Annotated in this window: 11 protein-coding genes; 8 read left to right on the forward strand and 3 right to left on the reverse strand. The window is 62.3% G+C overall.

The window, feature by feature from the left end; all coding sequences use genetic code 11:
- Window positions 1-4: 4 nt before the first annotated feature.
- The 3 genes from F8N43_RS23200 to F8N43_RS23210 all read left to right on the forward strand — a co-directional run bounded on the left by F8N43_RS23200 (window position 5) and on the right by F8N43_RS23210 (window position 4134).
- Window positions 5-568 (forward strand): RNA polymerase sigma factor, encoded by a 564-nt coding sequence (locus tag F8N43_RS23200; protein ID WP_150631879.1) that lies wholly within the window; start codon window positions 5-7, stop codon window positions 566-568.
- A complete protein-coding gene (locus F8N43_RS23205) occupies window positions 565-1551 on the forward strand; it encodes a FecR family protein (RefSeq protein ID WP_150631880.1) in 987 nt (328 codons plus the stop codon). The genes F8N43_RS23200 and F8N43_RS23205 overlap by 4 nt, the downstream gene beginning before the upstream one ends.
- 153 nt (window positions 1552-1704) lie before the next feature.
- Window positions 1705-4134, forward strand: coding sequence for a TonB-dependent siderophore receptor (locus F8N43_RS23210; protein ID WP_150631881.1), 2430 nt, complete (start codon window positions 1705-1707; stop codon window positions 4132-4134).
- Window positions 4135-4257: 123 nt separating this feature from the next.
- Here the strand turns inward: F8N43_RS23210 and F8N43_RS23220 are convergent, their stop codons facing one another.
- Window positions 4258-5133 (reverse strand): helix-turn-helix domain-containing protein, encoded by an 876-nt coding sequence (locus tag F8N43_RS23220; RefSeq protein ID WP_150631882.1) that lies wholly within the window; start codon window positions 5131-5133, stop codon window positions 4258-4260.
- 136 nt (window positions 5134-5269) lie between these two features.
- On the opposite strand from F8N43_RS23220, the gene F8N43_RS23225 reads away from it, so the two are divergent.
- Window positions 5270-6172, forward strand: a complete 903-nt coding sequence (locus tag F8N43_RS23225; protein ID WP_150654429.1) for a DMT family transporter — start codon at window positions 5270-5272, stop codon at window positions 6170-6172.
- Window positions 6173-6210: 38 nt separating this feature from the next.
- On the opposite strand, the gene F8N43_RS23230 is transcribed toward F8N43_RS23225, so the two are convergent.
- Together F8N43_RS23230 and F8N43_RS23235 are read right to left on the reverse strand one after the other, a co-directional pair.
- A complete protein-coding gene (locus F8N43_RS23230) occupies window positions 6211-7185 on the reverse strand; it encodes a 2-hydroxyacid dehydrogenase (RefSeq protein ID WP_150654430.1) in 975 nt (324 codons plus the stop codon).
- 440 nt (window positions 7186-7625) lie between these two features.
- Window positions 7626-8594, reverse strand: coding sequence for a LysR family transcriptional regulator (locus F8N43_RS23235; RefSeq protein ID WP_150631886.1), 969 nt, complete (start codon window positions 8592-8594; stop codon window positions 7626-7628).
- Between the two features lie 316 nt (window positions 8595-8910).
- On the opposite strand from F8N43_RS23235, the gene F8N43_RS23240 reads away from it, so the two are divergent.
- The 4 genes from F8N43_RS23240 (at window position 8911) to F8N43_RS23255 (ending at window position 13803) form a co-directional block, all read left to right on the forward strand.
- A complete protein-coding gene (locus F8N43_RS23240; RefSeq protein ID WP_150654431.1) occupies window positions 8911-10422 on the forward strand; it encodes an efflux transporter outer membrane subunit in 1512 nt (503 codons plus the stop codon).
- A 139-nt stretch (window positions 10423-10561) separates the two neighbouring features.
- Complete coding sequence (locus F8N43_RS23245) at window positions 10562-12754, forward strand: FUSC family protein (RefSeq protein WP_150654432.1); 2193 nt, start codon at window positions 10562-10564, stop codon at window positions 12752-12754.
- Window positions 12744-12944: a DUF1656 domain-containing protein gene (locus F8N43_RS23250; protein ID WP_007896379.1), complete on the forward strand. Its 201-nt coding sequence runs from the start codon at window positions 12744-12746 to the stop codon at window positions 12942-12944. Before F8N43_RS23245 ends, F8N43_RS23250 begins: the two co-directional genes overlap by 11 nt.
- 10 nt (window positions 12945-12954) lie before the next feature.
- Window positions 12955-13803, forward strand: coding sequence for an HlyD family secretion protein (locus F8N43_RS23255; RefSeq protein ID WP_150631889.1), 849 nt, complete (start codon window positions 12955-12957; stop codon window positions 13801-13803).
- The last annotated feature ends 32 nt before the right edge of the window (window positions 13804-13835 follow it).

The raw sequence follows: 13835 nt of genomic DNA on the forward strand, positions 1-13835 counted from the left end.
CCTGATGATCACCCGCCCTCCGGATTCCCACGATGACGAACCTCGCGGAGCGCGTGCGCATTTCCTGCAGGTGTTCCTGTCCCAGCGTTCGCAGATGGAAGCGCTGGTGAACCGTCGTGTCGGGTGTCGGGCCACGGCGGCGGACCTGGTGCAGGATTTGTTTTTGCGCTTCTGGCGCCGGCCGCTGGTGCAGGTCGAAGAACTCAGCACCTACCTGTTGCGCTGCGCCGGCAACATTGCCATCGACCATCTGCGCAGCGAAGGCGCGCGGGTTCGGGTCAACGAAGGTTGGCTGCCGGATCAACCGGACAGCCACGGCAGTGAACCGCAAGCCGCGCTGGAAGCTGGTAACGATTTGCGTCACGTCGAAGCGGCATTGCGCGCATTGCCCGAGCGCACGCGGCAGATCTTTTTGCTCAATCGCATCCATGGCCGCAAATACGCCGAGATCGCCAAGGCCATGGGGTTGTCCCAAAGTGCCGTGGAAAAACATATGATGCGCGCCCTCGAAGCCTGCAAGGCCAGTCTGCGGGACCCCGAACCGCGCACGCCAGGGAAAGCACCGTGAATCACATCGAACGCGTCACCCCGACGCCCGCTCAGGAACAGGCCGCTTTCGCCTGGCTGAGCCTGTTGCATGACCAGCCGAGCAGCGGCGACCAGGCCACCTTCAGCCATTGGTTGCAGGCCGACCCCGCGCATGCCGAGGCGTATGCACAGGCGCAAGTGGTGTGGGAGTTGAGCGAAGGCCCGGCGCGGACATTGGCCGATGAAGACGCGTTTGCCTTGCAGGGTTATCTCAATGCGATGAATGGCTCGCGGCGCAACAGCGTTCGGCGCTGGTCCGGTGCGCTGGCGATGGCGGCGTGCCTGTTGTTGATGATCAGCCTCGGTTCAGGCTGGCAGCCGATGCGCTGGGTCGATGATCTTGGCGCTGACTATGTGTCGGCACCGGGGCAAGTTCGCACCGTCACGCTGGCGGATCAATCGCAGGTCACGCTGGATGCCGACAGTGCCATCGCCGTGGATTTCAGTCGCGGCGAGCGCCACGTTCAGTTGCGGCGTGGCGCCGGTTTTTTCAGCGTGACGCACACCGGCGAGCCGTTTGTGGTGGAGGCCGAAAAGGGGCAGGCGCGGGTGCTGGGGACGCAGTTTGAAGTGCGTTTGCAACCTCACGGCGCGCAAGTGACGGTGTTGTCCGGCCGGGTCGGCGTGACGGCGGACAAGCAGGCCGAGCAGCAGATTCTGAGCGCCGGCCAGCAGGTGGCTTATGGCGAAGGTACGGCGCAAAAACTGCAGGCCGTGGACAGCGAAGCGCAGTTGGCGTGGCGTCAGGGCTGGCTCAATTACTACAAGGCGTCGCTGGCCGACGTGGTGCAGGATTTACGCCGTTACTACCCGGGGCGGATTGTGCTGCTCAACGATGAGCTGGCGGCGCGGCGGGTCAGTGGCAGTTTTCCGAGCAAGGATCCGCAGGCGGTGTTGAGTTCGTTGCAGGGGGTGTTGGGGTTTGAGCAGCATGCTGTGGGGCATTTGATTATTTTGCGGTGACGCGACCGGCCATGGCGCACTCCCAAAGAACACATCACCCCCAGATAAAAATATTTTCAAAATAATGGTGAGGTAAACCCGGGCCCCATCCGTGTAGTGACTGAAACTGCGAGTCATTCGCATTCCGTAGCGGTTCTACACAGGTCATGAGCAATGAAGTCCAGGGCAAAATCGGGTTCGGTCAAACAGTGGTTGGGTGCCTCGGCACTGAGCATTTCGGCATTGGCGTTGCTGCCACTGAGCGTGGCATTGGCCGCTGAAACGGGCGCGCCGCAGCAACGCACGCAGTTCAGTTTCGCAATGGTCGCCAAACCGCTGCCCCAGGCCTTGAGCGACTTCAGCCGGATCACTGGTATCAGCGTGGTCTACACCGACGAAGCACCGTACGGCCTTACCGCACCAGCGGTCAGCGGGCAGATGAGCGCCGAACAGGCGATCCAGCGGTTGCTCAGCGGTTCGGGTTTGACCTTCCGTCGCACCGATGCTCACACCCTGGCGCTGGAACCGCAGCCCACCGAAGGCGCCTTGAACCTCGGCGCCACCACCATCACCTCGGTGATGGATCAAACCATGAGCTACCAGCCGCCGCCCACCAGTTCGGTGATGCGCTCCTCGGCTTTGCTCCAGGAAATCCCCCAGACCGTCAACGTGATCCCGGCCCAGGTCATTCGCGATCAGGCGCCGCGCAACCTCGATGACGCGCTGGCCAACGTCAGCGGCATCACCCAGGGCAACACACTGGGCAGCACCCAGGATTCGGTGATGACTCGCGGCTTCGGCGACAACCGCAACGGCTCGATCATGCGCGACGGCATGCCGGTGATTCAGGGCCGTGGCCTCAACGCCACGGTCGATCGGGTTGAAGTGCTCAAGGGGCCGGCCTCGCTGCTCTACGGCATCCAGGACCCGGGCGGCGTGGTCAACATGGTCAGCAAGAAGCCTGAACTTGAGCAGTACAACGCATTGACCGTGCGCGGCTCGACCTATGGCGACGGCAAAAATGGCAGCGGCGGCAGCTTCGACAGCACCGGTGCGCTCGGTGATTCCGGGCTGGCGTACCGCATGGTGCTGGACCACGAAGACGAAGATTACTGGCGCAACTTCGGCACCCACCGCGAGACGCTGGTGGCGCCATCGCTGGCCTGGTTCGGCGAAAGCACCAAGCTGTTGTTCGCCTACGAACACCGTGAATTCCTGACCCCGTTCGACCGTGGCACGCTGATCGACCCGCGTGACAACCATCCGCTGGACATCTCCCGCGATCGTCGCCTGGATGAACCGTTCAACAACATGGAAGGGCGCTCGGACCTGTATCACTTCGAAGCCGACCACGAGCTCAACGACAACTGGACAGCGCACTTCGGCTACAGCTGGAACCGCGAAACCTACGACGCCAGCCAGGTGCGCGTCACCGCCATCAACACCGCCAGAGGCACGCTGACCCGCAGCATGGACGGCACGCAAAACGCGATCAGCACCGACCGCTTCACCACCGCCAGCCTTGAAGGCAAGGTTGATGTGCTGGGCATGCAGCATGACCTGGTGTTCGGCGTCGACGACGAGTACCGCAAGATCTACCGCGAAGACCTGATCCGCCAAAAAAGCCTGACCACGTTCAGCTACCTCAACCCGGTCTATGGCCGTGAAGTCGCCGGCACCACCGTCAGCCCGGCCGACAGCGCGCAGACCGATCAACTGCGCAGCGATTCGCTGTTTCTGCAGGACTCGATCCACCTCACCGACCAGTGGATTCTGGTGGCCGGCGGGCGTTTCCAGGAGTACGACCAGTACGCCGGCAAAGGCGTGCCGTTCAAGGCCAACACCGACAGCAACGGCCAGAAATGGGTGCCACGCGCGGGGCTGGTGTATCGCTACACCGACGCGTTGTCGTTCTACGGCAGCTACACCGAATCGTTCAAACCGAACTCGACCATCGCCCCGTTGAGCGGCAGCAGCACGGTGCTCGATGGCAGCATCGCGCCGGAAGAAGCCAAGTCCTGGGAAGTCGGTGCCAAGCTGGATATTCCGGGGCGTGTGACGGGTAACGTCGCGCTGTTCGACATCAAGAAACGCAACGTGCTGGTGGCCAATTCCGAAGGTCCGGTGACTCTCTACAGCGCCGCCGGCGAAGTGCGTTCCCGTGGGCTGGAAGTGGATTTGACCGGTCAGCTCAGCGATCGCTGGAGCATGATCGGCAGCTATGCCTACACCGATGCTGAAGTCACCGAAGACCCGGACTACAAAGGCAAAAAACTGCAAAACGTGGCGAAGAACACCGGCTCGCTGTCGGCGGTCTATGACTTCGGCACGATCGTCGGTGGCGATCAGTTCAGAGTCGGCGCGGGCGCGCGGTATGTCGGTGAGCGGGCGGGCAACGCGGTGAATGATTTCGACCTGCCGAGCTACACCGTGGCCGATGCGTTCGCCACCTACGACACCAAGGTCGAGGGGCAGAAGGTGAAGTTTCAGCTCAACGTGAAAAACCTGTTTGACCGCACTTACTACACGTCGGCGGCGAGCCGGTTCTTTGTGTCGATGGGGGATTCGCGGCAGGTTTCGTTGTCCAGCACTTTGGAGTTCTGATCACAGACCGCGTTATCGTTCATCGCTGGCAAGCCAGCTCCCACAGGGTATGTGTCGACCACTAAAATCGAGTCCGCCGCAACACCTGTGGGAGCTGGCTTGCCAGCGATGGCGGCTTCCCGGTTAACGCAAAAACGCCTGCCGATACTCGCCGGGCGTCCCACCCAAAGCCTGCCTGAACCGATTGGTGAAATGACTGGCACTGGCAAACCCGCACGCCAAGGCAATCTCCCCCAGCGGCTGCGAGGTCGACCGCAACAACTCCCGCGCCCGGCTCAGTCGCCGCGCCAACACATACTGATGCGGCGGCAAGCCAAAGCTCTCCCGGAACATCCGCGCAAAGTGATACTCCGACAGCGCACACAACCCCGCCAACTGCCCGAGGCTGATGGCTTCGGCCAACTGATGGTCGATGAACTCGACCAACTGCCGCCGCTGGTGCGCAGCCAATCCGCCCTTGAGCCGCAAGCCCTCGCGCATCCCGACCTGGCCGAGCAACACGTGGCTGAGCATTTCATGGGCCAGGCTGCTGGTCAGCAGGCGTTCGCCGGGTTCAGCCCAGTTGAGCGTGAGCATCTGGCGAAAGCGTCGGGCCTGCTGCGGGTCGTCGAGAAAAGTCCCTTCGCGCAACTGCAATTCGCGAGGCTCGCGGTCGAGCAGCGTGACGCAGCCGAGGGCGAACTGTTCCGGGCTGAAATACAGATGGGCCAGGCGAATGTCGCCGTTGATCACCCAGCCTGACTGGTGGTCGGCCGGCAGGATGCACAATTTGTCCGGGCCGCCCTTGGTGCCGGGCTGGTCGCGGCGAAAGGTGCCGGTGCCGCCCGCGATGTAACAGGACAAGGTGTGATGGCTCGGCGCCTCGTAATCCTGGGCGTCGTGATGGTTGCTCCACAAGGCTGCAGCCATGCCGTCACCGAGCTCGGCGCTGTGCTCCAGGCGAGCATTGGGCGAGCGGTTGAGGGCTTGAAAGACTTGCAGTGATTCCAGTGCGGGCATGATCGTTTCTCCAACGCTTCGCATCCTACTCCGTAGACATTGGCCTGCCAGCCTCTGCACCGACAAAAGCGCAAGTTTATGCAAGTGCGGAAAAGTTTGGCGCAGGACACTGGCCACCTATTGAGGAGTCCTTGCCATGAACCTTTCGCTGTACTTGCTGACCGTGCTGATCTGGGGCACCACCTGGATTGCCTTGAAATGGCAGCTGGGCGTGGTGGCCATTCCGGTGTCGATCGTTTATCGCTTCGGCCTCGCCGCGCTGGTGCTGTTTGTGATGCTGTTGCTCAGCCGCAAGCTGCAGGTGATGAACCGTCGCGGGCACCTGATTTGCCTGGCGCAAGGCCTGTGCCTGTTTTGCATCAACTTCATGTGTTTCCTGACGGCCAGCCAATGGATACCCAGTGGCCTGGTGGCCGTGGTGTTTTCCACCGCCACGCTGTGGAATGCCCTGAATGCGCGGGTGTTCTTCGGCCAGAAAATCGCCCGCAACGTTCTGTTAGGTGGCGCGCTCGGTTTGTTCGGGTTGGGTTTGCTGTTCTGGCCGGAACTGGCCGGCCACACCGCCAGCCCCGAAACCCTGCTGGGCTTGGGCCTGGCGCTGCTCGGCACGCTGTGTTTCTCGGCGGGCAATATGCTGTCGAGCCTGCAGCAAAAGGCCGGGCTCAAACCGTTGACCACCAACGCCTGGGGCATGGCCTATGGCGCGGCGATGCTGTCGGTGTGGTGCCTGGTCAAAGGCATTCCGTTCGAGATGGAATGGAATGTGCGTTACATCGGCTCGCTGCTGTACCTGGTCATTCCGGGTTCGGTGATCGGCTTCACCGCCTACCTGACGCTGGTCGGGCGCATGGGCCCGGAGCGCGCAGCCTATTGCACCGTGTTGTTCCCGGTGGTGGCACTCAATGTGTCGGCGTTTGCCGAAGGCTACCAATGGACCACCCCGGCGCTGGCGGGCCTGGTGTTGGTGATGCTGGGCAACGTGCTGGTGTTTCGCAAACCCAAGGCGCCGATGGTGCAGGGGAATGGCAAGCTGGCGTAAGTGGACGGGCAGACGTCAACAACGTCTGCCCGTGTCGGTCAGCCTTTCCAGACTTGCGGGTTGACCAGATCCTGCGGCCGCTCGCCCAGCAGTGCGCTGCGCAGGTTGGCCAGGGCGCGGTTGGCCATGGCTTCGCGGGTTTCGTTGGTGGCCGAGCCGATGTGCGGCAACGTCACAGCGTTTTTCAACTGGAACAGCGGTGATTCGGCCAGCGGTTCTTTCTCGTAGACATCCAGCCCGGCGCCACGGATCTGGTTGTTTTGCAGCGCTTCGATCAGCGCCGGCTCATCCACCACCGGGCCGCGGGAGATGTTGATCAGAATCGCGTCCGACTTCATCAGCGCCAGTTCGCGGCGGCTGATCAGGTGTTTGGTCTTTTCGCTGAGCGGCACCACCAGGCAGACGAAATCGGCTTCGGCCAGCAACTCATCCAGGCTACGGAACTGTGCACCGAGCTCTTGTTCAAGTGCCGTTTTGCGGCTGTTGCCGCTGTAGATAATCGGCATGTTGAAACCGAGTCGACCGCGCCGGGCGATGGCGGCGCCGATGTTGCCCATGCCGACGATGCCCAGCGTTTTGCCATAGACATCGGTGCCGAACAGCGGGGCGCCGACGGTGGCTTGCCATTGACCGGCCTTGGTCCAGGCATCGAGCTCGGCGACACGGCGGGCGCTGCTCATGATCAGGGCGAAGGCCAGGTCGGCGGTGCTTTCGGTCAGCACGTCCGGCGTATTGGTCAGCATGATCCCGCGTTCGTTGAAGTACGCGACGTCGTAGTTGTCATAGCCGACGGAGACGCTGGACACCACTTCCAGGTTGCCAGCGTTCTCCAATTGCGCACGACCGAGCTTGCGACCCACGCCAATCAAACCGTGGGCATGGGGCAGGGCTTCGTTGAATTGGGCGTTGATGTCGCCTTTTTTCGGGTCAGGCACGATGACGTCGAAATCCTGCTTGAGGCGTTCGATCATGGCTGGCGTGATGCGGCTGAAAGCGAGGACGGTCTTTTTCATGGGGAGGCGGGCTCGTCGGGCGTGGAGAATGCCAAGCACGCTAACATTCTTCCCCGCGTTTGTGCGAGTGCCCGGAAGGGGCAGCTGTGCGCAGGCTGGAAAACCGGTCAATCCCACCAAAACCCGGCAGACCCGAAGGTCTCCCGCGCACAGCCGCCATAACATTGCAGGCAGAAAAAAGCGCCGCAGTATGACATGTGCAGAAGAGGGATTAATCAGGTTTCCAGGCCTGACCGCTGATTCGTCAGCGACTTCAGAGCCTATCCATTTAACGTCCCACCCGACAACCGACAGAACGCGTCGGAAACATCCTAGGACGCCACGCTTTTTGTAGGCGCGAGCTTGCTCGCGATGAACCTGAGTCCACCGCGGTGTATCAGGTTTGCAGCGTTATCGTTAACGACCATCGCGAGCAGGCTCGCTCCCACAGTCGTCGGTGGTCAGTTTGCCAATCTTGCCCCACCCAGCGTTCCGCTCAACTCATACGCCGCCAGTTCCGCCTGATGCGCAGCCAATATCTCCGGCAACGACCCGCGCAAATACTCGACCCAGGTTTTGATCTTCGCATCCAGGTACTGCCGCGACGGATAGATCGCATACAGGTTCAATTCCTGCGAGCGGTAATTCGGCATCACCCGCACCAGCGTGCCGTTGCGCAAGCCTTCGATGGCCGCATACACCGGCAACACACCAACGCCCATGCCGCTGGTGATCGCGGTTTTCATTGCATCGGCGGAGTTCACCAGAAACGGCGAGCTGTTGATGGTGACCATTTCCTGGCCTTCCGGACCGTCGAAGGTCCATTTCTCCAGCGGGATCACCGGGCTCACCAGGCGCAGGCACGCATGGTTCAGCAAATCGCTGGGCTTGTGCGCGCAGCCGTTGGCCTTCACATAGGCCGGCGAGGCGCAAACGATGCTGTAGGTGATGCCCAGACGCTGGGAGACGAAGCCCGAGTCTGGCAGTTCGCTGGCCAGGACGATCGACACGTCGTACCCCTCGTCGAGCAAGTCCGGCACGCGGTTGGCCAAGGTCAGGTCGAACGTCACGTCGGGGTGCGTCTTGCGGTAGCGCGCGATGGCGTCGATCACGAAGTGCTGACCGATGCCGGTCATGGTGTGCACCTTGAGTTGCCCGGCCGGGCGGGCGTGGGCATCGCTGGCCTCGGCTTCGGCTTCTTCCACGTACGCCAGGATCTGCTCGCAGCGCAACAGATAGCGCTTGCCGGCTTCGGTCAGTGCGATGCGCCGCGTGGTGCGGTTGAGCAGGCGGGTTTGCAGGTGGGCTTCCAGGTTGGAGACCGCGCGCGAGACGTTGGCCGTGGTGGTGTCGAGTTGCACGGCGGCGGCGGTGAAACTGCCCGCCTCGGCCACGTAACTGAAGGCGCGCATGTTTTGCAAAGTGTCCATGGGGTGCTCTCGGGTGCGATGGCAAATTGTGACACGAAGTTTCAGAGTCTGAGACCCCGACCAAGGGATTATCGCGTTAACGGTAACAAAGATTCACAGGATTCCCAGCTTATCGCCATCCGACCCCACCTCTAGAATTGCGCCACCGCTGGAATATCAAACCCTGTTGGAGCGAGCTTGCTCGCGATTGGGCCGTCACAGCCAGCATTGATGTTGCCTGACCCAGCGCCATCGCGAGCAAGCTCGCTCCCACAAGGGTTGCGGTGCCCGTCCCCACAAAATTGTGTACTTCCCCCTATTTCAGGAATTTTCAGCAGTGCCGCGTCGCATCAGCAGAGCGTTTCAGACGCTCAGTGTTTTGGCTTTAACCCTGGCAATCAGCGGCTGCATCGGAACCGCAGGCATTGCCCCGAAGGGCAAGGCACTGGAGGCCAATTCACTGGCCACCGACGACGCCATCCGAAGCGCCGCGCAGGACGCTCACTGGCCCAACGCGCAATGGTGGCAGGCCTACGGCGACCCGCAACTGAACCGCTGGATCGACCTCGCCCTGCAAGGCAGCCCGAGCATGGCCATGGCGGCAGCGCGGGTGCGTCAGGCCAAATCCATGGCCGGTATTGCCGAGTCCGCCGAGTCACTGCAGATCAATGGCGAGTCCACCCTCAAGCGCCACAACTGGCCCACCGATCAGTTCTACGGGCCGGGCGACCTGGCCAACTCGACGACGTGGGACAACAACGCCGCGCTGGGTTTCAGCTACGCCCTTGACCTTTGGGGCCGTGAAAGCAACGCCACCGAGCGCGCCGTGGACATGGCGCACATGAGCGCCGCCGAAGCGCGCCTGGCCCAGCTCGAACTGCAGAACAATATCGTGCGCGCCTACATCGAACTGTCGCTGCATTACGCGCAACGGGACATCGTCGCGGCGACCCTGCAACAGCAGCAGCAAATTCTCGACCTCGCACAGAAACGCCTGAACGGCGGCATCGGCACTCACTTTGAAGTCAGCCAGGCCGAAACGCCGCTACCGGAAACCCATCGGCAGATCGATGCGCTGGACGAAGAAATCGCCCTCAGCCGCAATCAGCTTGCTGCGCTCGCCGGCAAAGGCCCGGGCGACGCTGCGCAGTTGCAGCGACCAACGCTGGCATTGGGCACAGCGCTGAAGCTGCCATCGTCGCTGCCCGCGCAATTGCTCGGTCAACGTCCCGACGTGGTCGCCAGCCGCTGGCAAGTGGCGGCTCAGGCGCGGGGCATCGATGTCGCCCACGCTGGTTTCTACCCCAACGTCGATCTGGTCGGCAGCCTCGGCTACATGGCCACCGGCGGCGGTGCGCTGGAGTTTCTGACCGGCAAGAAACTCAACTACAGCGTCGGCCCGGCGATCTCGTTGCCGATCTTCGACGGTGGCCGTTTGCGCGCCGAGTTGGGGGAGGCCTCGGCCGGTTATGACATCGCCGTCGCCAAGTACAACCAGACGCTGGTCAATGCGCTGAAAAACATCTCTGACCAACTGATCCGCCGCGAATCCATGGACAAGCAGCAAACCTTCGCCGCCGAATCGGTGGCCACCGCGCAGAAGACTTACGACATCGCGATGATCGCTTATCAGCGCGGGCTTACCGATTACCTCAACGTGCTCAACGCCCAGACCTTGTTGTTCAAACAGCAGCAGGTGCAGCAACAGGTTCAGGCCGCGCGGCTGAGTGCGCACGCCGAACTGGTGACGGCGCTCGGCGGTGGGCTCGGTGCGGGCAACGATGTGCCGAATGCTGAGAAAACCCAGCCCCCGAAAACCCCGGCCACTCTGAAGAGCCTCCTGAATTGAACACAAAACCTGTGGGAGCGGGCTTGCCCGCGATGGCGGTGGGTCAGGCAATAAAAGTGTCGCCTGATATAACGCCATCGCGGGCAAGCCCGCTCCCACAGGTCCTGTGTCTTAACTGAATATGACTAAGCAGGATTTCATGACTCCCTTGCCCGCACCTCTGCGCTGGCTTTACTCCCTTGAATGGCGCCGGGGTTTCTATGACTGGGCACGCAGCGACGGCGTGACCTGGGTCTACATTTTCAAGGTGCTGTTCGCTGCGTTCCTGACCCTGTGGCTGGCCATGCGTCTGGAGTTGCCGCAACCGCGCACGGCGATGATCACCGTGTTTATCGTCATGCAACCGCAAAGCGGTCAGGTGTTTGCCAAGAGTTTCTATCGCTTCCTCGGCACCTTGACCGGGTCGGCGGTGATGGTCGCGCTGATTGCCTTGTTTGCACAAAACACCGAGTTGTTCCTCGGTTCGCTGGCGATCTGGGTCGGTATCTGCTCGGCCGGTGCGGCGCGTTATCGCAACTTTCGCGCCTACGGTTTTGTGCTGGCCGGCTACACCGCCGCGATGGTCGGCTTGCCGGCGCTGGCGCACCCGGACGGCGCGTTCATGGCGGCGGTCTGGCGGGTGCTGGAAATCTCCCTGGGGATTCTCTGCGCCACCGTGGTCAGCGCCGCGATCCTGCCGCAAACCGCCAGCGCGGCGATGCGCAACGCCTTGTATCAGCGCTTCGGCGTGTTCGCGCTGTTCGTCACCGACGGCTTGCGCGGTCGCAGCAAACGGGACGCTTTTGAAGCGAGCAACGTGCGCTTCATCGCCGAGGCGGTCGGGCTGGAAGGGCTGCGCAGCGTCACCGTGTTCGAAGACCCGCACATGCGTCGGCGCAACGGTCGGCTCAGTCGCTTGAACAGCGAGTTCATGGGCATCACGACCCGGTTCAATGCCCTGCACCAACTGCTCGAGCGCCTGCGCAGCAGCGGCGCCGATCACGTGGTCGCGGCGATCAAACCGGGCTTGCAGGACCTCGCCGAAGTGCTCGACGGTTTCAGCGGTCGTGCCCTGACCAGCCCCGACGCGGCCCGTTTGGTGAGTGCGCTGAGCGCCTATAAAGAAGCGCTGCCGGCGCGTGTCCGCAGCTTGCGGGCGACCTTTGAGGAGCGCCAGCCGAGCGACGCCGAGCGGCTCGATTTTCATACCGCGTATGAGCTGCTCTATCGCTTCGTCGACGACCTGCACGGCTACGCACAGACCCACGCGTCCCTGGCCGATCACAGCCATGCACGGGAGCAGTGGGACGAGCCTTTCACCCCGCAAACCAACTGGATGGCGTCCGCCGCTTCGGGGATTCGCGCGGCATTTATTCTGGTGGTGTTGGGCAGTTATTGGGTAGCCACCGCATGGCCGAGCGGGGCAACGATGACGTTGATTGCCGCTGCGACGGTGGGCCTGTCGGCGGCGACGCCGAACCCGAAGCGCATGGCGTTTCAGATGGCTTGCGGGACGTTCCTCGGTGCGCTGATCGGCTTCGTCGAGATGTTTTTCATCTTCCCGTGGATCGATGGTTTTCCGTTGCTGTGCGTGATGCTTGCGCCGGTGATCGTACTCGGTTCGTTCCTCACCTCGCGCCCGCAATACGCCGGTGTCGGCCTCGGTTTGCTGATCTTCTTCAGCACCGGTTCGGTGCCGGACAACCTCACCGTCTATAACCCTTACGCCTTCATCAACGACTACATCGCCATGGTGCTCGGCATGCTGGTGTGCGCCGCCGCCGGCGCGATCATCCTGCCGCCGAACAGCCGCTGGTTATGGCGTCGATTGGAGCAGGATCTGCGCGGGCAAGTGGTGTATGCCATCAGCGGCAAACTCAAAGGCCTGGCGTCGAGTTTCGAAAGTCGCACGCGGGATTTGCTGCACCAGGCCTATGGTCTCGCCGCCGGTCAGCCGCAGGTGCAACGGGACTTGCTGCGCTGGATGTTCGTGGTGCTGGAGGTCGGTCACGCGATCATCGAGTTGCGCAAGGAACAGGCGATTCTGCCGGTGCATCCTGCGTACGCCGAATCGCAGCCGTGGCGCCAGGCCATCCGCGTGATGGGCCGTTCGCTGGTGCGCCTGTTTCTGCAACCGGGCCAGAGCAATCTGCAACGTTGCCTGATCGCGGTCGACCATGCGATCAGTCGCGTGCAAGCCACCGACGAGCCCTTCGCGCCGCACTTCGACACCTCGGCGTTGCGTCGGGTGAAGAGCTACCTGCATTTCATCCGCACCTCATTGCTGGACCCGCAATCGCCGCTTGCAGCCTACGCAACGACTACGCCTCAAGGACCTGAACATGCCTCGTGAAATCGCCTTCCACGGCGTGTACATGCCGACCATGACGCTGATGTTTTTCATCGCCGCGGCGCTGGCCTGGGCGCTGGACCGGTTCCTGTCCGGGTTCGACCTGTACCGTTTTTTCTGGCACCCGGCGCTGCTGCGCCTGAGTCTGTTTACTTGTCTGTTCGGCGCCCTGGCGCTGACTGTCTACCGTTGAGAACGATCTGATGAAAAAGCTTTTCAGCCTGCTCGCCACCCTGCTGGTGCTGGCCCTCGCGCTATGGATCGGCCGGACCCTGTGGGTGCATTACATGAACACGCCGTGGACCCGCGACGGTCGCGTGCGCGCCGACATCATCAACGTCGCCGCCGACGTCACCGGTGAGGTGGTGGACGTGCCGGTGCGTGACAACCAACAGGTGAAGAAGGGCGACCTGCTGATGCGCATCGACCCCGAGCACTACCGCATCGCGGTCAAGCAGGCGCAGGCGCTGGTGGCTTCACGCAAGGCAACGTGGGAGATGCGCAAGGTCAACGCCCATCGCCGCGCCGACATGGATGCCCTGGTGATCTCCAGGGAAAACCGCGACGACGCGAGCAATATTGCGGACTCGGCCCTCGCCGATTACCAGCACGCACAAGCGCAACTGGAAGCCGCCGAACTCAACCTCAAGCGCACCGAAGTGCGCGCGGCGGTGGACGGTTACGTGACCAACCTCAACGTGCATCGCGGCGACTACGCACGCATCGGCGAAGCGAAAATGGCCGTGGTCGACATGAACTCGTTCTGGGTTTACGGCTTCTTCGAAGAAACCAAACTGCCCCACGTGCGCGTGGGTGACAAGGCCGACATGCAGTTGATGAGCGGCGAAGTGTTGAAGGGGCATGTGGAAAGCATTTCTCGCGGCATCTACGACCGCGACAACCCGGAAAGCCGCGAGCTGATCGCCGACGTGAACCCGACCTTCAACTGGGTGCGCCTGGCGCAGCGCGTGCCGGTGCGGATTCACATTGATGAAGTGCCGGAGGGGGTGCTGTTGGCGGCGGGGATTACGTGCACGGTGGTGGTCAATTAACTTCAGACCGAGTCGCGATGGGCGTGACTCGA

This window comes from Pseudomonas fluorescens, assembly GCF_902498065.1.
Taxonomy (GTDB): domain Bacteria; phylum Pseudomonadota; class Gammaproteobacteria; order Pseudomonadales; family Pseudomonadaceae; genus Aquipseudomonas; species Aquipseudomonas fluorescens_BJ.

What these genes read in the sequence shown, in the direction of transcription:
- F8N43_RS23255 (WP_150631889.1), top strand. Translation starts at nt 12,955, where the DNA reads ATGAAAAAGCTTTTCAGCCTGCTCGCCACCCTGCTGGTGCTGGCCCTC.
- F8N43_RS23200 (WP_150631879.1), top strand. Translation starts at nt 5, where the DNA reads ATGATCACCCGCCCTCCGGATTCCCACGATGACGAACCTCGCGGAGCG.
- F8N43_RS23235 (WP_150631886.1), bottom strand. Translation starts at nt 8,594, where the DNA reads ATGGACACTTTGCAAAACATGCGCGCCTTCAGTTACGTGGCCGAGGCG.
- F8N43_RS23210 (WP_150631881.1), top strand. Translation starts at nt 1,705, where the DNA reads ATGAAGTCCAGGGCAAAATCGGGTTCGGTCAAACAGTGGTTGGGTGCC.
- F8N43_RS23250 (WP_007896379.1), top strand. Translation starts at nt 12,744, where the DNA reads ATGCCTCGTGAAATCGCCTTCCACGGCGTGTACATGCCGACCATGACG.
- F8N43_RS23230 (WP_150654430.1), bottom strand. Translation starts at nt 7,185, where the DNA reads ATGAAAAAGACCGTCCTCGCTTTCAGCCGCATCACGCCAGCCATGATC.
- F8N43_RS23225 (WP_150654429.1), top strand. Translation starts at nt 5,270, where the DNA reads ATGAACCTTTCGCTGTACTTGCTGACCGTGCTGATCTGGGGCACCACC.
- F8N43_RS23220 (WP_150631882.1), bottom strand. Translation starts at nt 5,133, where the DNA reads ATGCCCGCACTGGAATCACTGCAAGTCTTTCAAGCCCTCAACCGCTCG.
- F8N43_RS23245 (WP_150654432.1), top strand. Translation starts at nt 10,562, where the DNA reads ATGACTCCCTTGCCCGCACCTCTGCGCTGGCTTTACTCCCTTGAATGG.